General features: G+C 74.4%; 22 protein-coding genes. 7 read left to right on the forward strand and 15 right to left on the reverse strand.

The window, feature by feature from the left end:
• The first annotated feature begins 57 nt into the window (after window positions 1-57).
• From IF06_RS0102315 to IF06_RS0102345, 7 genes are all read left to right on the forward strand, one after another.
• Window positions 58-1,401, forward strand: a complete 1,344-nt coding sequence (locus tag IF06_RS0102315) for an ABC transporter substrate-binding protein (RefSeq protein ID WP_030268626.1) — start codon at window positions 58-60, stop codon at window positions 1,399-1,401.
• Between the two features lie 21 nt (window positions 1,402-1,422).
• Window positions 1,423-2,403: a carbohydrate ABC transporter permease gene (locus IF06_RS0102320; protein WP_013286695.1), complete on the forward strand. Its 981-nt coding sequence runs from the start codon at window positions 1,423-1,425 to the stop codon at window positions 2,401-2,403.
• Entirely contained in the window at window positions 2,400-3,269 is an 870-nt protein-coding gene (locus tag IF06_RS0102325) for a carbohydrate ABC transporter permease (RefSeq protein WP_013286694.1), read from the forward strand. The genes IF06_RS0102320 and IF06_RS0102325 overlap by 4 nt, the downstream gene beginning before the upstream one ends.
• Window positions 3,266-3,916, forward strand: coding sequence for a hypothetical protein (locus tag IF06_RS0102330; RefSeq protein WP_030268629.1), 651 nt, complete (start codon window positions 3,266-3,268; stop codon window positions 3,914-3,916). The genes IF06_RS0102325 and IF06_RS0102330 overlap by 4 nt, the downstream gene beginning before the upstream one ends.
• Window positions 3,913-4,857: a PmoA family protein gene (locus IF06_RS0102335; protein ID WP_030268631.1), complete on the forward strand. Its 945-nt coding sequence runs from the start codon at window positions 3,913-3,915 to the stop codon at window positions 4,855-4,857. The genes IF06_RS0102330 and IF06_RS0102335 overlap by 4 nt, the downstream gene beginning before the upstream one ends.
• A 106-nt stretch (window positions 4,858-4,963) precedes the next feature.
• Window positions 4,964-5,926, forward strand: a complete 963-nt coding sequence (locus IF06_RS0102340; protein ID WP_232236595.1) for a sugar kinase — start codon at window positions 4,964-4,966, stop codon at window positions 5,924-5,926.
• Window positions 5,923-6,537 (forward strand): bifunctional 4-hydroxy-2-oxoglutarate aldolase/2-dehydro-3-deoxy-phosphogluconate aldolase, encoded by a 615-nt coding sequence (locus tag IF06_RS0102345; RefSeq protein ID WP_013286690.1) that lies wholly within the window; start codon window positions 5,923-5,925, stop codon window positions 6,535-6,537. The genes IF06_RS0102340 and IF06_RS0102345 overlap by 4 nt, the downstream gene beginning before the upstream one ends.
• Here the strand turns inward: IF06_RS0102345 and IF06_RS0102350 are convergent.
• The 15 genes from IF06_RS0102350 to IF06_RS0102425 form a co-directional block, all read right to left on the reverse strand.
• Window positions 6,530-7,294, reverse strand: coding sequence for a hypothetical protein (locus IF06_RS0102350; RefSeq protein ID WP_013286689.1), 765 nt, complete (start codon window positions 7,292-7,294; stop codon window positions 6,530-6,532). The two genes, IF06_RS0102345 and IF06_RS0102350, sit on opposite strands and share 8 nt — an antisense overlap.
• 18 nt (window positions 7,295-7,312) lie before the next feature.
• Complete coding sequence (locus tag IF06_RS0102355; RefSeq protein WP_013286688.1) at window positions 7,313-7,789, reverse strand: hypothetical protein; 477 nt, start codon at window positions 7,787-7,789, stop codon at window positions 7,313-7,315.
• A 55-nt stretch (window positions 7,790-7,844) separates the two neighbouring features.
• Complete coding sequence (locus tag IF06_RS0102360) at window positions 7,845-8,765, reverse strand: hypothetical protein (RefSeq protein WP_013286687.1); 921 nt, start codon at window positions 8,763-8,765, stop codon at window positions 7,845-7,847.
• Complete coding sequence (locus tag IF06_RS0102365) at window positions 8,762-9,439, reverse strand: phage tail protein (RefSeq protein WP_030268633.1); 678 nt, start codon at window positions 9,437-9,439, stop codon at window positions 8,762-8,764. Before IF06_RS0102365 ends, IF06_RS0102360 begins: the two co-directional genes overlap by 4 nt.
• On the reverse strand, window positions 9,420-12,044 hold the full coding sequence (locus tag IF06_RS0102370) for a putative baseplate assembly protein (protein ID WP_030268635.1): 2,625 nt from the start codon (window positions 12,042-12,044) through the stop codon (window positions 9,420-9,422). The genes IF06_RS0102365 and IF06_RS0102370 overlap by 20 nt, the downstream gene beginning before the upstream one ends.
• Window positions 12,041-12,490, reverse strand: a complete 450-nt coding sequence (locus IF06_RS0102375) for a GPW/gp25 family protein (RefSeq protein ID WP_013286684.1) — start codon at window positions 12,488-12,490, stop codon at window positions 12,041-12,043. Before IF06_RS0102375 ends, IF06_RS0102370 begins: the two co-directional genes overlap by 4 nt.
• On the reverse strand, window positions 12,487-12,825 hold the full coding sequence (locus IF06_RS0102380) for a hypothetical protein (protein WP_030268638.1): 339 nt from the start codon (window positions 12,823-12,825) through the stop codon (window positions 12,487-12,489). The genes IF06_RS0102375 and IF06_RS0102380 overlap by 4 nt, the downstream gene beginning before the upstream one ends.
• Window positions 12,825-14,396: a phage baseplate assembly protein V gene (locus IF06_RS0102385; protein WP_030268640.1), complete on the reverse strand. Its 1,572-nt coding sequence runs from the start codon at window positions 14,394-14,396 to the stop codon at window positions 12,825-12,827. Before IF06_RS0102385 ends, IF06_RS0102380 begins: the two co-directional genes overlap by 1 nt.
• Window positions 14,397-14,445: 49 nt before the next feature.
• Window positions 14,446-15,204, reverse strand: a complete 759-nt coding sequence (locus IF06_RS0102390; protein ID WP_013286681.1) for a hypothetical protein — start codon at window positions 15,202-15,204, stop codon at window positions 14,446-14,448.
• A gap of 1,581 nt (window positions 15,205-16,785) precedes the next feature.
• A complete protein-coding gene (locus IF06_RS0102400; protein ID WP_013286679.1) occupies window positions 16,786-17,268 on the reverse strand; it encodes a phage tail protein in 483 nt (160 codons plus the stop codon).
• Between the two features lies 1 nt (window position 17,269).
• Window positions 17,270-18,526, reverse strand: a complete 1,257-nt coding sequence (locus tag IF06_RS0102405; protein WP_013286678.1) for a phage tail sheath family protein — start codon at window positions 18,524-18,526, stop codon at window positions 17,270-17,272.
• A 17-nt stretch (window positions 18,527-18,543) separates the two neighbouring features.
• Window positions 18,544-19,224, reverse strand: a complete 681-nt coding sequence (locus tag IF06_RS0102410) for a carboxypeptidase-like regulatory domain-containing protein (RefSeq protein ID WP_030268644.1) — start codon at window positions 19,222-19,224, stop codon at window positions 18,544-18,546.
• Complete coding sequence (locus IF06_RS0102415) at window positions 19,221-19,829, reverse strand: glycine zipper family protein (RefSeq protein WP_030268646.1); 609 nt, start codon at window positions 19,827-19,829, stop codon at window positions 19,221-19,223. The genes IF06_RS0102410 and IF06_RS0102415 overlap by 4 nt, the downstream gene beginning before the upstream one ends.
• A 14-nt stretch (window positions 19,830-19,843) precedes the next feature.
• Window positions 19,844-20,188, reverse strand: a complete 345-nt coding sequence (locus IF06_RS0102420) for a hypothetical protein (RefSeq protein ID WP_013476543.1) — start codon at window positions 20,186-20,188, stop codon at window positions 19,844-19,846.
• A gap of 138 nt (window positions 20,189-20,326) precedes the next feature.
• Entirely contained in the window at window positions 20,327-21,190 is an 864-nt protein-coding gene (locus tag IF06_RS0102425; protein WP_232236596.1) for an LppM family (lipo)protein, read from the reverse strand.
• Between the last annotated feature and the right edge of the window lie 83 nt (window positions 21,191-21,273).

Raw genomic sequence — 21,273 nt, forward strand, 5'->3', positions numbered from 1 at the left:
GCCCGCGGACGGCCGCCGGTGACGTCGTCGCCTCCCACAGCCGAGGAGTGAGCGCAGATGCACCCCGCAACGTCCCCCACCGCCGGCGCACCCGCCGGGCGGGATCACCGTACCCCCCTGACCCGACGCCGACTCGTCCGCGGCCTGGCCGTCGTCGCGCTCGCCGTGCCCCTCGCCCTGGGCGCGGCCGGCTGCGGCGACGACGAAGCCGGCGGCGACGGCGGCCCGGTCAAGCTCTCCGTCTTCTGGTGGGGCGGAGAGGCCCGGGCCAAGCTCACCGAGGACGCCCTGGCCCTCTACACCAAGAAGCACCCGGACGTGACGTTCGAGAAGACGTGGCAGGCCAACCAGGGCTACTTCGACAAGCTCGCCACACTGACCGCCGGCGGCAACCCGCCGGACCTGTTCCAGATCGACGACAACTACCTGGCCGAGTACGCCGGCCGCAGCACCACGCTCGACCTGAGCAGCTACCGCGACTCCGGCAAGCTCGACGTGTCGAAGTTCCCCAAGAGCCTGCTGGAGTACGGCGTGGTCGACGGCAAGCTCGCCGGGGTCGCCGCCGGGGAGAACACGCAGGGCCTGGTCTACAACAAGACGCTGCTCACCAAGAACGGGCTGCCCGAGCCGACCACCGGGATGAGCTGGGAGGAGCACATCGCCTGGGCCGAGCAGGTGGCGAAGAAGACGAAGGTGCCCGGCACCCAGGACCCGAGCGCCGACTACAAGGCGCTCTGGGTGTGGCTGCGCCAGCAGGGCAAGGACCTGTACAAGGGCAAGGAGCTCGGCTTCACCGCCGAGGACGTGACGAAGTGGTTCGAGCTGTGGAAGGGCGCGCGGGACCGGGGCGCCACCCCGACGCCTGACGTCATCCACGAGGGCAACTCCAGCGACATCACCAAGCAGCTAGTGGTCACCGGCAAGTCGGCCACCTCCTGGGTCTGGGTCAACCAGATGCCGGACCTGAAGAAGAACACCAAGGACGAACTGGGCGTGGTCGCGTACCCGGGTGACCCGAGCGCGCAGTGGGCGCGCGCCTCGATGTACTGGTCGGTGTTCAAGGGCAGCAAGCACAAGGACGTCGCCGTCGATGTGATCAACTTCCTGAACAACGACCCGGAGGCGGTGGCGCTGCTCGGCACCGACCGCGGTCTGCCGTCGAACATGGATCTGCGCGCCAAGGTCAGCGAGACCGCCACCGACCCGGCCATGAAGCAGTCCATCCAGGTCGAGTCCGACCTGGCGCAGAAGTTCGGCGCCTCGCCCCAGGTCCCGATCAAGGGGCACAGCAAGGTCAAGTCCGAGCTGGTCAAGGCCGCCGAGAACGCCCAGTACGGCCGCGCCACCCCGGCCCAGGCAGCGGAGCAGTTCGTCGCCGCCTGCAAGTCCGCGATCGCCTGACCCCACGAAAGGACCGGTCCCGTGGCTCTCACCACGGCGCCCGGCCGGACCCCGCGCACCGGACCGGCCGGCCCTCGCCCCACGCGGCGTCGGGCCGGCCGGGCCCGGCTCGGCGAGGGCCTGGCGGGGTACGTCTTCCTCTCGCCCTGGCTCATCGGACTGATGGGCGTCACGGCGATCCCGATGGTGCTCTCGCTCTGGCTGAGCTTCACCGACTACGACATCCTCACCCCGCTGTCCGAGGTGCGGTGGGTGGGGCTGGCCAACTACGAGCGGATGTTCACCGCCGACCCGTCGTACTGGCACGCGGTGCGGGTCACGCTGACGTTCGCGCTGATCGCGGTGCCGCTGAAGCTGGCCGCCGCGCTCGGTGTGGCGCTGCTGCTCAACCGTGCCTGGCGCGGCGTCGGGCTGTTCCGCAGCCTGTTCTACCTGCCGTCGCTGCTCGGCGGCAGCGTCGCGCTGGCCATCGTCTGGGTCAACATGTTCAACCGGGACGGCGCGTTCAACTCGTTCCTCGCCCTGTTCGGCGTCGAAGGGCTGCCCTGGGTCAGCGACCCGGACTGGGCGCTGGAGACGCTGATGGTCCTGGCGATCTGGCAGTTCGGCGCACCCATGGTGATCTTCCTGGCCGGGCTCAAGCAGGTGCCCACCGAACTGTACGAGGCGGCGGCCGTGGACGGCGCCGGGGCGTGGCGGCGCTTCCGCGCGGTCACGCTGCCCATGCTCTCCCCGGTGATCTTCTTCAACCTGGTGCTGGAGACCATCAACGGCTTCCAGGGCTTCACCGCCGCGTTCGTGCTCAGCAACGGCACCGGCGGCCCGGTCGACTCCACGTTGATGTACACGCTGAAGCTCTACATCTCCGGCTTCACCGACCTGGAGATGGGCTACGCGTCGGCGATGGCGTGGGTGTTCCTGGTGGCGATCGGCGTGGTCACCGCCGTCTTCTTCAGCACCGGCCGGTTCTGGGTGCACTACTCGGACGGAGACGACTCATGACGGCGCTTCCTGTCGCCCGCCGCCGGCCGGGCGGCGGCCGGAACGTCCTGCGGCTGATCGTGCTCGTGGCGATCGTCGCGGTGGTGCTCTACCCGCTGTTCTGGATGCTCGGCACCTCGGTCAAGTCGCAGGCCGAGATCGTCAACAACGTCGGCCTGCTGCCGGAACGTTTCACCCCCGGCAACTACCTCGACGGCTGGACCAACTTCGACATCAGCTTCGGCCGGTTCTTCCTCAACAGCGCGCTGGTCAGCGGGCTCACCGTCGTCGGCAACGCGCTGTCCTGCCTGCTCGCCGCGTACGCCCTGGGCCGGCTGCGGTTCCGGCTGCGCAAGATGTGGTTCACCGTCATGATCGGGACGCTGCTGCTGCCCGGGCACGTGCTGATCGTGCCGCAGTACATCCTGTTCCGCAGCCTCGGCCTGGTCGGCGGCGACTGGCCGTACCTGCCGCTGCTGGTGCCGCAGTTCCTGGCCACCGAGGCGTTCTTCGTCTTCCTCATGGTGCAGTTCATGCGCGGCATCCCGCGCGAGCTGGACGAGGCGGCCACCATCGACGGCGCGTCCCCGTACGGCGTGTTCCGGCACGTCATCCTGCCGCTGAGCCGCCCGGCGCTGGTCACCACCGCGATCTTCTCGTTCATCTGGACCTGGAACGACTTCTTCCGCCAGCTGGTGTTCCTGTCCAGCCTGGAGGACTACACGGTCCCGGTGGCGCTGACCCTGTTCATCGACTCGACAAGCCAGAGCGCTGTCGGCCCGATGTTCGCCATGTCGGTGCTGTCCCTGCTGCCGGTGTTCCTGTTCTTCCTGGCCTTCCAGCGGATGCTCGTCGAGGGCATCAACACCAGCGGGCTGAAGGGATGACCGCCGTGCCTGCCCACACCGACGCCGTACCCGCCCACCCCGACACCGTGCCGGCCCGTGCCGACTGGCGGGACACGCTGCGCGAGGCGACCGACCTGGCGCTGCTCGGCTTCGCCGTGGCGCTCGCCGCGCTGCCGGTGCTCACGCTCGCCCCGGCGGTCGCCACCGCGAGTGCCGCGCTGCACGACAGGTCGGTCACCGGCGCCTGGCCGGACGCGCGGACCAGCCTGACCCGGTTCGGCCGTGCGCTGCCCGCCGGGCTGGCGGTGAGCGCCGTCGCCCTGGCCGCCGCCGCGCTGCTCGCCGCCGATCTGCTCGCGCTCACCACCGGCCGGGTACCAGGCGGCGGGCCCGCGCTCGCGCTCACCGCCGTCGTGGTGGCTGTCCTGCTCGGGTACGCGGGCCTTGTCGCCGTAGCGGTCGGACGCACCGGCGGCCGGGGCTGGCGAACGGCCGCGCTCGAGGTGGCCCGCACCTGCCCGCAGCGCCCCGGCACCTGGGCCGCCGCCTCCGGCGTCTGCGCGCTCGCCGTGGTGCTGGGCGTGCTGGTCACGCCGGTGGCGGTGCCGATCCTCGGCGGGTACGCGCTCGCGGCGCTGCACGCGCTGGACGCCCGCCACCCGGTCCCCGCGCCGGAGCCGTCGTGACCGCCGAACCCCGTTCCGCCGCTGCCGAGCCGCGCCGTGCTGACGCCGAGTCGCGCCTTGCCGGGGGCGACGCGGAGTCGCGGCTTGCCGGCACCGACGCCGAGTCGCGGCTGGTCGTCGGTGGCGCCGAGGTGGCCCGGTACGTGGTCCGGCCCGACCTCGACCCGCGTCACGGACCCCGGCCGTACCTGCACCCGGTGCGGACCCGGGCCGGCACCCCGGTCACGGACGCGCTGCCGGCCGACCACGTCTGGCACCTCGGCGCGTCATTGGCGGTGCAGGACGTCGACGGCGTCAACCTGTGGGGCGGCCGGACGTACGTGCGCGGCACCGGCTACACCTGGCGCGACGACCACGGCGTGATCGCGCACACCGGCTGGCGGGAGCGGGCCGCCGACCGGTTCGACCACGATCTGGAGTGGCGGGACCGGCACGGCCGGGTGCTGCTGCGCGAACACCGGCGGATCACCGCCACGCTGGCCGGCGAGGACGCCTGGTGGCTGGACCTGTCCGCCACGCTCGCCTCCGCCACCGGCACTGACGTGCACCTGGGCAGCCCGGCCACGAACGGCCGCCCGGGCGGCGCGGGGTACGGCGGCTTCTTCTGGCGGGCGGTGGCCGACGGCGAACCCCTCGTGCGTACCGCCGACGCGGAAGGCGAGGAGGCGGTGAACGGCTCGGCCGCGCCCTGGATGGCGTTGTCCGCCACCGCGCCCGGAGGTGGCGCGTACACGCTGGTGTTCACCGGCCTGGGGCCGGGTGACAGGTGGTTCGTGCGCACCGCGATGTACCCGGGCGTCTGCGTCGCGTACGCGTTCGACAGCCCGGCCGTGGTCGCGGCCGGGCAGCCCCGGCACAACCGGCACCGGGTCCTCGTCGCCGACGGCCACCTCGACCCGGCCGACATCGCGGCCCGGCTGGACGCGGCGGTCATCCGGTGAGCGCGCGGTGTGAGCCGGTGTTGCGGGCCCCACGGTGAGCGCGGGGAGCGAGCCGCGTGCCTCCGGTACCGCGGTCGCGGCCGGGAGCGGGCCGGAGGTGGTCTGCGTGGGCGAGACGATGGTGGTGCTCGCCCCTGACGGCGGCGGGTCGCTGGAGGACGCCGCGCGGCTGACTGTCGGCGTGGGCGGCGCGGAGTCCAACGTGGCGGCCGGGCTGGCCCGGCTCGGGCACCGCGCGGCGTGGGTCAGCCGGGTCGGCGACGACCCGTTCGGGCGGCGGGTGGTGGCCGAGGTCGCCGCCGCGGGCGTGGACGTCTCCCCGGTCACCGTCGATCCGGACGCGCCGACCGGCCTCTACCTGAAGGATCCCGGCCCGGACGGCACCCGCGTCCACTACCACCGCGCCGGGTCGGCAGCGAGCCGCCTCGGCGCGCCGGACCTCGGGCGTCCCGCGCTGGCCGGGGCGCGGCTGCTGCACCTGTCCGGGATCACCGCCGCGCTCTCCGGCACCTGCCGTGACCTGCTCGTATCAGCGCTGGACGGGCGGGCGCTGCCCGGTGCCCGGGTCAGCTTCGACGTGAACCACCGCCCGGCGCTCTGGCCCGGCGGCCGGGCCGGACCGGTCCTGCGTGACCTGGCCGACCGCGCCGACGTGGTGCTTGTCGGACTGGACGAGGCGACCGTGCTCTGGTCGGCGGGCGATCCGGCCGCTGTCCGTGCGCTGCTGCCCGGCCCGGAGCTGGTGGTGGTCAAGGACGGGCCGGTCGGCGCGACGGCGCTGCCGCGTACCGGACCGGCGGTGTTCGTGCCGGCGTTGCCGGTGGACGTGGTGGAGCCGGTCGGCGCGGGTGACGCGTTCGCCGCCGGGTTCCTCTCCGGGCTGCTGCGCGGCCTCGACCTGCGAGCCTGCCTGCGGCTGGGCCACCTGACCGCCGCGCCGGTGCTGGCCGTGCCGGGCGACACCGCGCCGCCACCGGACGCGGAGACGATCGCGCGGGCGCTGGCGCTGCCGGACGCGGCGTGGACTGAGCAGGCGTCGATGCAGGTCAGGGGAGGGAGCGGGAGATGAGCGGGCACGACTTCGAGGCCCTGTTCGGCGGCGCGCGGGTGATGGTGATCCTGCGCGACCTGCCGCCCGGGGAGACGGTCCGGCTGGCGGAACTGGCCTGGGATCTCGGCATCGACGTGGTGGAGGTGCCCATCCGTACCCCGGAAGCGGTGCCGGCGCTGCACGCCGCCGTGACGGCCGGGCGTCGGCGGGGCCGCATCGTCGGCGCGGGCACTGTGCGTACCCCGGCGCAGGTCCACGACGCGGTGGCCGCTGGGGCGGCGTTCACAGTGGCGCCCGGCCTGGACCTGGCCGTCGCCGACGCGGCGGCCGGTCTCGGCGTGCCGCACCTGCCCGGCGTGGCCACCCCGACCGAGGCGCAGCGGGCGCTCGACCACGGCCTGGTGTGGCTCAAGGCGTTCCCGGCGGTCAGCCTCGGCCCGGCCTGGTTCCGGGCGGTGGCCGGGCCGCTGCCGGAGGCCCGGTTCGTGGCCACCGGCGGCGTCGACGCCGGCAACGCGGGTGACTTCCTCGCCGCCGGGGCGCGGGTGGTGGCGGTCGGGTCGGCGCTGACCGACCCGGAGCAGCTGCCCCGCCTGGCCACGCTCGCCGGCGGCGGTGCTATCACGTGACGGTACGGCCGGACGTGGTGGCGGTGGTCCGGATCGCCTTGACGATCGCCGGGATCGACCCGATCAGCAGCACCAGCGCCCAGATCAGCGCCACCACGGCGAACACCACGGCGCCCAGGTCGTCGAGGATGCTGACCAGGATCACCGGCACCAGGCCGTGCAGGAACTGCAACACCACAGTGCACAGCAGCGTGGTCAGCGCCAGCGCGACGAGGCCTTTGTTGCGCAGGAACCGGGGCTGGGCGGCGAGCAGCAGCGCGACCCAGACCAGTTTGAGCAGCAGCGCCAGCCCGAGCAGCACCGCCGCGTCGTCGACCGGGAAGAACCCCCACACCGCGAGGTACGCCAGCGTGCCGAACGGCGGGGCCAGGAACAGCGAGACCATCACCGTCAGCTCGATGAACGCGACGATCAGCAGGACCAGCGACACCAGCAGCAGCACGATCGAGAAGACGAGCGTGGCCACGCCCTGCACCCGGCCCTGCATCCGGTCCGGCAGCACCAGGCTCAGGCAGAACAGCCCGGTCGTCCAGAGCGCCACCACGTCGATCAGCGCCAGGTAGCCGATGCCGCGCCCGGACGGCTCGGACACCGCGCCGACGTCACCCAGTTCGACGCCGAGCCGGCCGGCGCTGTCCTGCAACGCGCCACTGGCGTCCCCACCGCCGGTCAGCGCCGCCGCGCCCAGCTCCACGCCGACCACGAGCGCCACCGCGAGCAGGGCCAGCAGCAGGAACGGCTTGCGCAACTCACCCATGCCGCGTCTCCGTTCCGGTCAGGACCGGGCCAGCGTGACCGAACATCCGCCACCTCCCGGACAGCGCAGGAGCACCTCGGTCTCCCGGTCCACAGCCACCTTCGCCACCGCCGGGCCGTCCGCGTCCGGGGCGACCTCGTCGGTGACTGTGACGTCCGCGTCGCCGGGTGCTCGGGCGGTCACCTCGAACGGCGTCGTACCGCGCAGCACCAGCGTGCGCAGCGCGCCCGGGTCAGCCACCCGCAGCCGGCACGCGGTGCCGAAGGCGAGCGTCACCCCGTCGGCGGTGGTGGCCGGTTCGGCGGCCGGCGGCAGGCAGGTCACGGCCACCGTCGCCGGGTCCACAGTTCCGGACCCGCGCCCGAGCCGGGCCAGCGCGCCCGGCCCGGCCCCCGGGTCGCCCGGGTCGTCGCGGCGCCCGGCGACCGCCACCACGTACAGCGCCACCAGCAGCACGGCCACGGCCACCAGCAGCACCTTCTGCCGCCCGCTCACAGTGCCGTCCCGGTTCGCGACTGCGGGGCTCGCAACACCGGCTCACTCCTCGCGCTCACGGCCGGACGACGGGCGTGAAGCGGATCTCGTCCACCCCGGCGAAGTACCTGTCGGTGCCCTGCGTCTTGCTCACCGCCACGAGCGTCAGCTTGTGCGGACCGCGGGTCAGCTCCACGGTGCCCACGTCCACCTCGTCGGTGCGGACCACAGTCGGGCTGAACCCGAAGAACGTGTCGCCGACCTGCCGGCCGTCGACCAGCCAGATCGTGTTCGCGTAGTCGAACGAGGTGGTGCGCACGGTGGAGAACCGCCAGGTGCCGTCGGACGGCACGTCCACCTGCACTGTCACCCGGTCGCCCACGCCCCGGCCCAGGAAGAACAGTTGCGCGTCGCCGGACCACACCACGTCGCAGCAGTTCTCCTGCGCCACCACCTCCGCCTTCGCGCCGGTGGTGGACTGCACCGCCGCGCCGGAGACGAGCGTCTCCGCCTCCACCGTCACCGCGTCGGCGCGCGGCGGAGCCGGGGTGTCCGGACCGCGGGTCACCAGCCAGGCCACCACCCCGGCCACGACCAGCACCAGCGCCGCGGCCGCGGCGATCCACGGCCACGGCGCGCGCTTCGGGGGTACGACGGCACGCACGTCGTACGTGACCCGGCCGCTGGATCGGGAACTCTCCTCCGGTGCGGTGTTGGCCGAGTACGCGAACCCGGTCATGTCGTAGCGCCGGGGCGGCGTGCCGGGCGGCACGGCGAGCCGGACCAGGAACGACACCGAGCCCTGCCCCGGCACCACCCGCTGCGGCTCGGCCACCGTGAACCAGGCCCGCTGGCTGCCCTCGCCGGGCGCCACGTCGAAGACGACGGTGTCCGGCGCGGTACCCGGGTTGGACACGGTGAACGTCAGCTCGCCGGCGTTGCGGGCGTCCAGCGTGAACTGTTCGGCGGCGGCGACGACTGTCCATTCGGTGGTCATGACGGCTCCTCGGGCGGATCGTGGGGCAGGGGTGCTGGTACGTGCGCCCGGCCGACCGCGCGCACCGCAGCGACCCCGGCGGCGGGCTCGGCGGTGTCCGGCTCGGGCGGTCCGGAGTCGGGGGGCGGGCTCGGGGTGGCCGGGACCGGATCGGCCGGTTCCGCGTCGACCGGGGAGGCGAGCACCTCGACGGTGACCGCGGCCGGTTTCTCCGCCTCGACGATGCGGGTGACCAGCGCGAGCCGGTCGGCGGCGGCCGGCGGCACCCGCACCACGAGGTGGAACGGCCGTTCGGGCGGCTCGTCCAGCACGAACCCGGTCACGCCGGTGGCCAGTTCCAGCGCGGTCCGCATGCCGTACGGGGTGCCGCGCCACCGGGCCAGCAGCGCGCCGTGCGCCACCAGGTCCCGCAACCGGCCTGCCGGCAACGGCAGCGGCGCGTCGGCGCGGGGTGCGGCGACCACGTGATCCATCGCCACCCAGCGGGTCAGGTACGCGACGAACCCGTCCGGCGTCCGGTACGGGTCGAACAGCGCGTCGACGTCGGCGAGCACCGCCTCGTCCGGGGCGTGCAGCGCCTCCATCACGTCCAGCAGCGCACCCAGCACGCTGCCCGGGCCGGCGGCCCGCTGGTACGCGGCCGGCAGCAGCCGCTCAATCGCCGCTCGGCGCATCCTGCCGCACCACCTCGATGTCGTGCTCGCCGGAGCAGAGCAGCCAGGTGCCGGGGACGGTGACCACGTCGGCGGTGGCCTGGTTGGCGCTCGCCGTCCAGTCCTCGCCGTCGCCGCTGCGGAACACGCCGCGCTCGCCGCCCGCGAGCACCAGCCGTCCGGCGCCTGACGTGCCGGTGGGCGCGGTGGCGGCGATGGCGTCGACCGGGACGAACCGGGTCCGGTCCCGCAGCGGCAGGCCGCAGTTGACCATCACCGGCGACCACTGCGGCTGCCCGGCGAGCGTGTCGAGCCGGACCACGCCGCCGCTCTGCGTCGCGGCGAGCGCGAGCGGGCCGCTGAACGCCAGATCCCGGCAGGTGCCGCCGATCCAGCCGGACGCCATCGACTGCCACTTCACGTCCGACTCGAACAGCCGGGTCCGGTGGCAGCCCTGGCCGGGCTTCTTCGGGTCCGGCTCGCCCGCGCCGCACCACAGCAGCGTGGCCGGGCCGTCGTACTGCACGGCGAGCACCCGGTTGTCCACGTTGGCGAGGCCGACGTGGGCGAACGTGCCGGGGCGTCCGGCCGCCGTGGACAGGTAGACCCCGAATCCGGCCTGCGCGGCCACCGCCACCCCGGGTGCGCCGCGCTCGGAGACGAACGCGCGTACCGCGTAGAAGCCCCGGTCCGCGTCGGCCGGGTCGACCAGGATCTGCAACGGCACCGCGCCGGGTAGCAGCGGCACCTCGTACAGGCCGCTGTCGGTGGCCAGCAGCAGCGCGCCCGTGCCGTCCCGGTCGATCCAGGCCAGGTCGCGGACGCCGGAGTCGAGGTCGGTCAGCAGCGTCCACGTCTCACCCAGGTCGGTGCTCAGCCGGACCCGGGAGCCACCGGCGTCGCAGGTGGTCACCACCGCCACCGAACCGGCCCGGGGGACCACGCCGGGGCGTACCGGGGCGGGCGCGGGCACCACCCGGACCACCGTCTCGTCGTCGAACCGGCCGGCCGGTTCCCAGCCCGCGCCGGCGTTGGTGGAGCGGAACAGCACCGGGCCGCCGCCGGCGTACCAGGTGTCGGCCTGGTACTGGTCCACCGCCACCGTGCGCACCTGCGCGTCCGGCGCCTCGTCGACCACGAACCGCACCGACTCGACGTAGCGCACGCCCGGCTCGGCGTGCTCCAGCATCCGGTACACGTTGGAGGCGCGCAGCGGCTCGCCGAACGCCCAGCCGGCCGGGTTCAGCGGCGTGGGCAGCGGGCTGAGCGTCTGGTGCAGCCGGTCGTGGATGCGGCGGCGCACCGCGTCCACGTCCTCCTCGCGGCGCACCACCACCCGCGCCTGGATGGACACCGCCTTGTACCGGGCCCAGCCCGCCCGCACCGCCGTACCGAGGGCGCGGCGGCGTTCCAGGTCGGCCTCGACCCGGCGGCGGGCCTCCTCCACCTCGTGCTCGCGCAGCACCGCCACCGGCAGCCGTCCGCCGGGCCGGGCCGCCTCCGGCACGTACGGCACCAGCACCACCTCGACCTCGCCGGGCCGGGCGAAGCTGTAGACGGCGGCCCGTGTGAACGCCCGCGCCCGCGCCACCGCCCCGGAACCGGTGGCGAGGATCTCGAAGTCCCGGGCGGTCACCGCGCGCTGCTGGGCGAAGAACTCGTACGGCCCGCGCGCCAGCACCGACTCCAGCGACTCCAGGTCCCGGCCGCCGGTGGCCGGCTCCGGGTTGTCCACCTTCACCCCGGGCAGCGGGTCGCGCAGGCTGGTGAGCACGCCCGCCGCCACGTTCCCGGCGGGCCCGCCGCCGCAGCGGTACCAGAGCCGCACCTGCCGCCCGGCCGGTGGCACCGCCGCCACAGTGGTCGCCCCGGCCGCCCCCTCGACGGCCGGAGCGGCTCCGGTGTCCGGGCGCAGGTCCAGCGCCGGGGCGAACGTGACCACCCCGGAGGCCCGGTCCACCAGGTAGACCTTCGCCTGCGGCCCGACACCGGCGAAGCTGTCCACCGGCCGCCAGATCTCGTACGTGCGCCCCTCGTGCTCCCGGGCCGCGGCGCCCAGCTCCACCGAGCCCGCCGGCACCTCCACGCCGAGCAGCAGATCGAGCGCCTCGGTGGTGCGGGTCAGCGGTGCGCGGGCGGCCCGGAACACCTGACCGGGCTGCCCGGTGCCGGTGCCCAGCAGCTCCGCCTCGACCGGTTCGCAGTGGTGCACGCGTACCGTCGTGGTGGTCTCCCCGGCGGGCAGCACCGCCGGCTCGGTGGTCACGAAGACGACCGGCCGGGGGTCGGCGCCGCGCGCCGCGGCGACCCGGGTGCCGGCCGGCACCCGCACCGGGCCGCGGTCCGGGCCGGTGCGGGTCAGGCGCACGTCGGCCCAGGCCGCCGCCGGTGGGTGCCGGGTGACGCCGAGCAGGTTCAGGAACGCGACGTACGCCTTCTCCGGCAACTGGTTCAGCCGGTAGATCATCACCTCGGTCAGGTAGGCGAACGCCTCCAGCAACGCCATCCCGGGGTCGTGCGCGGACAGGTCCGTCCAGTCCGGGCAGGACCGGGCGATGCGTTCCCGCGCCTCGGTGACCAGGTCGAGGAAGGCGCGGTCGTCCAGGTGCGGCACCGGCAGCGTCATGACGTGCCCTCCTCGTCGGGGGTGTCGCCGGGTTCCTCGTCGGCGGGGAGCAGGTCGACGGAGAACACCAGGTGGCCGGGGGAGAGGCTGGCCCGGACCCGGTAGTCCAGCCGGATCACCAGGCGCCACGGGTCGTCCGGGTCGGGACCGGCGTCCACGTCCAGCACCTCGACCCGGGGCTCCCAGCGCCGGATCGCCTGCCGCACGTAGTGGATCGCCAGCCCGGCGGTGGTGTCGTCGTTCGGCGCGAAGACCAGCCGGTGCAGCCGCGACCCGTACCCGGGACGCATCAGCCGTTCCCCGGGCGTGGTGGACAGCAGCAGGTACAGCGCCTGGCGTACCGTCTCGTCGCCGTCGGTCATGGCGAGCCCGCCGGCGGCGGTGAGCGCGAGACCACCGGCGCGGCCCGCGTCGAAACCGGCGCCGACGAAGCGGAAGGCCCTCATGCGTCCGCCCCCAGGAAGCCCTGCCGCACGTCGCGGACCTGGTGGTGCACGGTGCCCGGCGGGGTGCCGTCGGTGAGGCCGTCGAGGTGTGACAGCACCACGGGCTGCCGGTCCACCCGCACCCACGTGCTGTAACCCACTGTCACGGTCAGCGTGTGCAGGCACGGTTTGATCGTCGGGCCGTAGTTCGGGCAGGCGGTGATGTCGCGCCCCTCCGGGTCGGGCCGCACCAGCACCGGCACGCCCCGGACCGTGACCCAGTCCTGCGACGGGCGGTTCTTCACCCGCCCGTCGTGTCCACAGGTGATCAGCGAGTCGCGGTGGGTCCAGCGCATCAGCCACCTCCGGCGGAACGGGCGAGCGTACGGGCCTGCGCGGCGGCGGTCTCGGCGTCCTCGGCCGCCGGTGCGTGCAGGAAGTCGACTGTGCGGCCGCGCACCACGACGGCCCGGCCGGGCGCGGAGAGCACCAGGTCACCCGCCGCGTGCACGGTGGTCAGCTCGGGACGCAGCTCGACGAAGCTGCCCGCGTCGGTGGCCAGCCGAAGCGTCCGCCCGTCGTCGTCGATCACGATGGACTGCCCGGTGCCGGTCCGCATCGACCAGCGGCGCGAGCGCCCGGAGACGACCCCCGCGTCGTACGGCTCGACCGCGCCGAACAGCGAACCGAGCACCACGCCCGAGGCGGGTTCGCCGCCGGGCAGCGCCACCAGCACGGTGTCGTCCGGGTCGGGCAGCGCGACGATGCCCTTGCCCCGGCCCGCGCCCGGGCAGAGCACCGCGAGCCAGCCGGCGTCCAGATCGCCATACGCCGGGAGCGTCACCCGGGCCCGGCCCAGCCCGTCCGGGTCGTCGATGTCGGTGACGGTGCCGAGCGTGACTGTCGCCGCCGGGGGCGCGGCCGTCGGCGGCGGGCCGGGTGGCACCGTGGAGAACCGGGTCAGGTGCCCGTCGGCGTCCACCGTGTGCACCACCTCGGTGAGCACGTACACCCCGGCCAGCGGGTCCGGGACGCCGGCGAGGGCGATCCGCCGGCCGGGCCGCAGCGCCGGGTCGCCCTCCGCGGTGCCCTCGGCGGTGACCATCGCCGCCACCCGGCTGTCCAGTCCGGCCTGGGCCAGCGCGGCCAGCTCGTCGTCGCTGCGGCCCGGCTGGTCCACAGCCGTGCGTACGCCGTCCGCGCCGACGTCGCCCGGGTCCGGGCGCAGCGGGATGCGCCGCCCGCTGCGCGCCTCGTCCGCCCGCTGGCTCAGCGGCTCGGCGCGCTGCGGATGCCAGCCGAGGACGGCGCACTCCGCGCCCGCCCGGTCCAGGTTCTCGGTGACCCGCAACGCGTGCACCGTCTCGCCGAGCGTCAACGGCAGCGGCTCCCCGTACCCGTCCAGCGTGAACAGCCGCAACCGGTCACCGTCGGCGCCCAGGTGCAGCCCGGCCCGGCCGGCCACCTCGCACAGCAGGTCCAGGTCGGTGTGCCGGTGCTGGAGCAGCCGGTCCAGGCGCGGCCCGTCCTCATCGGCCGTCACGCTCAACCCGAGCCCGGCGCACAGCTCACCGGCCAGCTCGGCGGCGGTCACCGACTCGAACACCCGCAGCTCCTGCCGCTTGCGCAGCCGGTGCAGCGGGTCGTACGCCCGGATCCGGGCCAGCGCGACGCCGTCACCGGCGTACTCCCGCTCGACTGCCGTCACCTCGCCGGTGAACAGCGCCTCCGACTGCCCGTCGAGGCGGACGTCGACTGTGGCGCCGGGGCGTACCGGCGGGTCGAGCGGGCCCGCTCCGGGGGCGGCGGTGAGCGTCAGCTCGCACTGCGCGGGCCGGTCCAGCCGGGCGGCGACGCGGATGCCGCGCAGCCGGGCCGGGTCGGCCAGCGGCCGGCCGTCCACGGTCACGAGGGCGGCCCGGCTCACGGCCTGCTCCCGATGGCCGCTTGCCGCGTCGGACTGGTCGCGTGGCGGGTCACGGGGTGCCTCCCGTGGTGACGGCATCCGGCGGGGCGGTGGCGGCGCCGACCGGGGGGACGGCGAGCGCGGTGCCCGCGGGCACGGTGAGCGGGTCGGTGATCCGGTTGTGCTCGGCGAGCAGCCGCCAGCGCAGCGGCGAGCCCAGCGCGTCGTGGGCGAGCAGGTCGAAGCGCACCCCGGACCAGCCCGGCTCGGCCGCGCCGTCGGCGGCGGCCACCACCGCCGACCCGGGCGCGACAGCGGGTGTGCTCGCCGCGGCCAGCTCCTCCTCGAACCCGGCGCGCGCCGCCTCCGCGCCCTCCGCGACCCGGACCAGCTTCAACCGCAGCCAGGACCGCCGGGGCGTACCGGTGAGGGTGAACGCGTCGAAGCGTTCCGCGATCGCCGTGATCACGCCCGGGACGTTCCAGGTCTTGCCCCAGACCAGGCGGACCAGCGGCGGGCGCAGCCAGCCGTGCTCGACCGCCGAGTTCTCGGCGAGCATCCACAGCGGCCGGGTCAGCGCACGGACGTCCTCGGGCCGGGCCGGCGACTCCACGAAGTCGACGTCGAAGAGCAGGTCCAGCACCAGCTCGGTACGTCCGCCGCCGGTGAAGACGAGCGGGTCGTCGGCCAGCCCGGCGCCGGTGAGCGGCCCGTCCGGTCCGCCGCGCGGGCGTACCCCGGCCAGCCGGGTCACCTGCACGGTCTCCGGGTTGAGCAGGCAGTCGACCCGGGTACCTGACTCGTCCACGAGGAAGGCGACGCGCTCCATCAGTCACCCGCCTGTTCCCGGTCCAGCCGGACCGTGTCACCCCACGGGGTCGGTGTCGGAAGCCATGCCGGTTCGGCCGGGAGCACCGGCCACGGATCCGCGTGTGCTCCGCCGTCGGCCGCCCGGGCCGCGTCGGCCGGGTTCGTCGTCCGGGCCGGGCCGGCGTCGTCCGGCAGGACCGGCCACGGGCTGCCGGACGGGGGCCGCGCGGGTCGCTGCCACTGTCGCGCCCGGAGCTCGCCGCCGGGAGCCGGGTCGTGCCCATCCGGGTACGGCGAGCCGGCGGCCCGTCCCGGGTGGTCGGCGACGGATCCGTCCCCGGTCCCGCCGCGACAGTTCGCCGACCCGGTTCGACCGCCCCTGGTGTGTGCGGCCGGTCCATGCGGCAACGACGGTGGCGCAGCCGCGAAGACGAGCGGGAGCACGTCGCCTCGATCGGGCGACAGGTCCGCCCCGGCGGCGTCATTCCGGTGCCGTGCCCGGCCCCGGCGGATCTGTGCGAGGTTCCGGAGCGCCTCCACCCGGCCCGCGCCGAGGCTGGGCCACCGCTCAAAGGTCGACGGCGAGGCCGAGTCGCCGGACGTGACGCGGCCCGGCGATCCGATGGCGTCACGGCTGCCGTCCGGGTCTGCGCTGGTGCGCGCGCCGGTCCTTGCCTCTGCCGTCCGTCCGGTGCCGGCGGTCCCTGTGGTCTCGGTGGCTGTGGCTGTGGCACCGGTGCCTGTGGCCGGTGTGCCGCGGATGCCTGATGTGCCGAGGGCGTCCCGCGACCCGGAGCCGTCGGCGATGCACGCCGATCTCGCCGGACCCGGCGATCCGGCCGGACCGCTTGACGTCACGCACCCGCACGGCGAAGGGCTCTCACGTGACCCGGCGTCGTCCGGCCGCACCGCGTCACCCGAGCGGCATCGGGCGTCCACCATCGCCGGAGCGGTCTCCGACCCCGCCGCGCCCTCCCCACCACCTGCCCGCGTGACCGCCGCTCCCGGCCGCGGCAGCGCCGCACCGCGTGGCTCAGGCTTCTCAACTCCCGAGATCCCCGTCCCACCTTCCAGGAGCTGCGGAAGATCTTGGTAGGAAGCGGCCCCTATGGGGGCACTTTCGTACCAAGATCTCGACGGCGAACCGGGATCGGCCTCGTGGCGGGAGCGCGTCCGGGAACGGGATGTGCCGAAGCGGTCGGCCAACAACGCCGTCCAGCCTCGCCACAACCGCACCACTGCGTGCCGGGCCGTCCGGCTCCGCCGCACCGGCGTCTGGTCCGGGGCGGCGTTCGCGGACGGGTCGGTGAGAGGTCCGTGCTCGACGGAGGGCCGGGGGAGGTCGCGCAGGAGGCCCGGAGCGTGCGCCTCCACCAGCCGTCGCCAGTGCTCGGGCGGCTGTCCGGGCGGGCGCAGCACGTCGGCCGGCGAGCCCGGAGAGCCCGGCGAGCCCGGGGAGCCCGGGGAGCCCAGGGAGCCCAGGGAACCCGGAGAGCCCAGGGAGCCCAGAGAGTCCGGGAAATCCGGTGAGGACGGTGCGTCCGGTGAGCCCGGTCCGGACAGGCGGTCGGCGGTGGCCCGCAGCGCGCGGGCCAGCCGGTCACGCGGTCGCCGGGGCGGCGGCACCGCCGGCCTCCAGCTCCAGGCCCTCGTACGCCAGGGTCAGCGCCTCGATGGCGATCTCCTGCGACAGCGTGTTCAGGTGCGCGCCCCGCCACCGGGTCGGCCACGCGTTGATCATGTTCCAGCGCAGCACCTCGGCGGTGCCGGCCGGGTCCAGCAGCACCACCGACACGTTGCGCCGGTTGACTGTGCCCTTCGCCGCCGCGTTCACCCAGTCCCACAGCTCGCGCGAGCTGGTCAGGCCGAAGTGGAGGGTCACCGGGGCGTACTCGACCTGGCCCGGCACGGCCCGGATGCGCTCGTTGCCCGCCTCCCGGTACGACAGCGCCGGAATCGCCACCTCGAAGCCGCTGACCTCGGTGAAGTGCCCGTTGGTGATGCCGTTGATCAGCAGCTTGAAGTGGTACGCCCGGTACGGGTCGACGGGTGCTCCCGGCTGCGGCGTCGCAGTGGTGGGCATGTCAGCCTCCGATCGTCTCGGTCTCGGTGCCGCCGGCCCACTGGCTCAGCTTGAACACCACGAACTCCGCGGGCTTGACCACAGCGATGCCGATGTGGGCCACCACCATTCCGGCGTCGCGGACGTCGGCGGGGTTGGTCTCCTCGTCGCACTTGACGAAGAACGCCTCCTCGGGCGTACGGCCGAGCAGCGCGCCGTCGCGCCACACCCGGGTGAGGAACGCCCCGATGTCGCGGCGGATCGAGCGCCACAGCGTGAAGTCGTTCGGCTCGAACACCATCCACCGGGTGCCGTTGGCGATGGCCTGTTCGATGGAGATGGACAGCCGCCGCACGTTCAGGTAGCGCCACTCGCTGGCTTCGGCGGCGAGCGTACGGGCGCCCCACAGCCGGATGCCCTCCCCGGCGAAGAAGCGGATCACGTTGACGCCCTTGGGGTTGAGCACGTCGTGCTCGGGCCGGGTCACCCGGTACGCGAGGTCGACCGCGCCGCGTACCGGCTCGTTGGCGGGCGCCTTGTGCACGCCGCGCAGCGCGTCGGTGCGGGCCCAGATGCCGGCGACGTGCCCGCTCGGCGGGGTGAGCACGAGGTCGCCGCTGAGCGGGTCGCGGACCCGGATCCACGGGAAGTAGAAGGTGGCGAAGTCCGACTGCCGGGGCCGGTCGCCGCCGGTGCCGGGCGGTTCGCCGTCGCCGTCGCCCGGCGTACCCTCGGCGGGTTTGTCGGACGACGCGGCCGAGCCGGCCGACGCGGGCTTGGGCGGCTTGCCCGGCGTGCCGACGCGGGTGAGCCGGGAGACGTCGGTGACCTCCGGCGGCGGGTCGCAGATCGCGACCATGGTGCGCAGCCGCTCGGCCATGCTGATCAGGGCCTCGTGCGACACCGGGTCGTGGTAGCCGGGCGCGGCCAGGATGGAGATCTCGTCGATGGCCTCCAGCAGTTCCAGGCCGCCGCGCCGCCCGCCGGTGCCGGTGAGCCGGCCGCCCTCGCCGACGTTGACGACCCAGCAGCGGGTGCCGCCGTTGTCCAGGAAGCCGAACACGGCGCGGGCCAGCGGGGTGCTCTCCAGTTGCTCGCCGTCGGCGTAGAGCCGCAGGAACTCGGTCCAGCTGTTCACCGCCAGCGCCTCGCCGACGTGGGCGCCGCGGTCGGGCGCGACCCCGACGAACGCGGCGGTGCTCATGCCGACCGGCCCGATCGGGCGGGCCCCGCTGGGCACCTCCTCGACGTAGATGCCGGGGGAGAAGTAGGTGGGCATCGGTCCTCCTCGGGACGTCAGTCGGGGGCGCGGACGACGATCAGGCCGTCGCCTTCGGGGTCGAGCTCGGCGGTGTGGACGCGCCCCGCGCCGGTGAGCCGGATCCGCACCGGGGCGTCCGGCGCGTCGGGGTCGTGCGGCACGCCGGCCAGCCGGAACCGGCCGGCGGCGTCGGTCTCGGTGGCCTGGGCGGCGCCCACCAGCTCCACCCGGACGGCTGCGAGCGGCTGGTCCTGCGGACCGACCACCCGCCCGTGCAGCGTGCGCATGCCGAGCTGCCGCAGCCGCAGCGGCTGCCGTACCGGCGGCGCGACCGGGACCGGCCGTTCCACCCGGGCCGGCGCGTCCAGCAGCAGCGCGGGCCGGGGCGCCACGCCCAGCGCCCGCCACAGCGCCGGGTCGCCGGCGGCCAGGACCAGCTCCGGCCGGCCCGCCGTGGTGGCGGCGGCGAGCACCCGGTCCAGCGCGGGCAGCGCCGCCGGCCCGCCGCCGGAGACCAGCAGGCGGACCATGAACCGGTACGGCTCGCGCGTCGCGCCGCCGGTCGCGGTCTGCCGGGCCGGCCGCAGCTCCAGCGGCCAGACCGTGAGACCGCCGTCGGGGTCGTCGCGCGGCGGACCGACCGGTACGGGTTCACCCGCGGCCCCGGCCAGCCAGCTCGCGACGTCCGCGACGGCCGCCTCGATCGCGCCGGTCATCGCGGTGGCGTCCCCTGGATGCGGTACGCGATGGCCTCGTTCCACACGTGCGGGTAGACGCCGATCTCGAAGTAGCGGGTGAACCGGTTGATCGGCGCGTTGGTGTGGTCGTGCCAGAGCAGCCACACCGGTGCGATGGTGAACAGCGCGTAGTTGAGCGCCACCAGCGGCAGGTAGAACGGGCCGAGCAGCCGGGCCTGGAACACGTGCACGTCCTCGTGCCGCTGGATGCCCGGGCTGGACCCGGCGCAGACGGTGCCGATCGTGGTGGCGTACCGGGGGGAGACGCCCTCGACGACGTTGACCCGGCCGCTGCCGGCCGAGACGACCCGGTCGAGCTGGTGACCGAAGACCAGGTGCAGCGCCAGGTAGAGCGCCCCGGCGAACGTGTTGAGCAGGCTCCACGTGTGGTCGATCACGAAGAGGAAGATCCCCTTCGGGTCGGCGCCGTACGTGCCGGCCGAGGCGGACGCCCAGCCGAACGGCGCGCCGACGAGCAGGCCGACGACCGCGCCGACGAGAAGGCCGACGGTGCCGGCGGCGAGCTGCCCGAGCAGGGCGCCGAAGACGACCTGGACGGCCGCGCTGAGGATGCCGAAGATCATGGGGGTCACCTCTCTCAGACCCAGGAGCGGACGAAGCGGGGCTCCTGCCCCTGGGCGAGCTGGGTGGGCGACGCCTGCGTCGCCTGCCGGTTGCCAGGGGGGAGCTGGTTGACGCCGAGCGCGGCCGAGAAGATCACCAGGCCGTTGAAGAACGCGATGATCCACTTCTCCGGGCCGGCGTCGTCGGCGAACGCGGCGGTCAGGTAGGACAGCAGGAGCGCGATGCCCAGCGCGATCCACTTGCGCGCCTTGTCGCCGCTCGGTCCGATCAGCCCGCCGATGACGTTCGTGGCGAGCAGGGTGGCGGCGCTGGCGCCGGTGAGGCTGCCCAGGGCGGCCCAGGTGAAGAGATCGTTCACGGCGATCCCCCTTTTCCGATGGTGCGGTGGTGCGGTCGGGGTGGAGTGGTGCGGCGGTTTCCGGGTTCGGTGAACCCGGGTTCCGCCCGGTGTGCTGGTGGGCCGCCGGCGCGGGCGCCGTCGGTGGTCGGTGGGTTCTCAGGCCGGCGGACCGGCGGGTGGCGCCGGTGCGGCGGGGTTGCCGGGCGCGTTCGGTCCCGTGGTGGCCGCGGGTGCCGGTCCGGCGGGCGCTCCCGGGCCGGTGGGGGCGCCCGGACCGGTGGTGGCCGTCGTGGCCGGGCCGCTGCGGGAGCCCCGGCGCCGCAGCAGGAGCACGACCACCACGGCGACGACCAGCAGCAGGACGACCGCGCCGGCGACGACCGGCAGCCAGGGGAAGGAGCCGTCACCGGTCACCACTGCTGCCGGGCTGGTGGCGGGCGGCGGGGGCGCCTGGGCGATGGCGCGCAACTCGGCCGGCTTGGGCTGGTTGGCGACCACCTTCCAGCTGACCGAGCGTCCGGTGATCGTGCCGTTGGTGTCGAGCACCCGGCCGGGGAACGTCACCGAGATCTCGAACTCCATCAAGGTCATGAACGCCTGTTGCTGGCGCGGATCCTGCTGCCCGAACTTGCCGCCGTATTTCTTGGGGTCCAGCGGAAGCGAGAAGCGAATGAGATCATCGTCCCGGACAAGATTCACGCTTTCGCTCGTGAATTGCGCCAGCGGCGTTTTCCGGTACGTGATCTGAATGCCGTACGAGGTGGTGTCCTCGTACCGGGTCTCCGCTCCGGGTGGAAGTGAGGGAATGTTCGGCCGCAGTTCGGCGAACGCCACCGCCGGGTCCGGGTTCCGCTGCTTGAGCACGGACTTCGGCGCGGTGAGCAGGAGCTGACCGGAGACGGTGTCGTCGTCGTTCACGGTCAGCCCGAGGTTGAGCTGCATGCAGCCGCTCAATATCGCCACGAGGGCGAGACACACCGCGAGGCCGAATGCCCGGCTGCGGCGGAGTCTCGTATTCATGCGCTCAGTGTGAGCCGGTTCCGGTCGCCGGGCAGTCCGTGATCGGTCGCCGTTCTGTCGCCGATCTTACCGGCTCCCTCTCC

Origin of the sequence: Micromonospora globosa, assembly GCF_000717585.1 — a bacterium.
Classification (GTDB): Bacteria; Actinomycetota; Actinomycetes; order Mycobacteriales; family Micromonosporaceae; genus Micromonospora; species Micromonospora aurantiaca.